1 pseudogene is annotated in these 460 nt (G+C 75.0%); it reads left to right on the forward strand.

What is annotated here, in order from left to right:
• A pseudogene (locus tag D3D02_RS21385) lies at nucleotides 1–460 on the forward strand (hypothetical protein); the annotation flags it as partial.

Consider the following 460-nt stretch of genomic DNA (forward strand, 5'->3'; position numbering starts at 1 on the left):
CAGCAGGTCGGGAGCGCGACGAAGCTGCTCGCGACCGTCATGGCCCTGCCGCTCGTCGACGGCATCTTCCCCGCCCTCGTCGTCGCCGGCGTCCTCGGATCGGCCACCGGCGTCGTCGAGACCGGCATCCTCATCTTCGGCGGCTCCGCGACCGCCGCGGTGATCCTCGCCGAGATGGACGGCTCGCGGCGGGAGATGGCCACCTCGGTCCTGCTGATCGGCGCAGTCATCATCCCGGTCGCCGCCGTCGAGGCCGCCCTCGCTCACGGGCACCACGGCCAGCGCGGTGGGGTCGGCGTCGTACCGGCGGACCGCGACGAAGAGGATCGACTGTCCGGCGGTCGCGCCGACCACCGCCGCGGCGAACACCGGGAGGACCGCGAGCGACTCGACGCCGGCGGCGACCGCCGCCGCGACGAACAGCGTCCGCGCCGGCAGCACCTTCCCCACGAGGGCCCCC

It is taken from the genome of Halobellus sp. Atlit-38R, from assembly GCF_003665925.1.
Lineage (GTDB): Archaea > Halobacteriota > Halobacteria > Halobacteriales > Haloferacaceae > Haloquadratum > Haloquadratum inordinatus.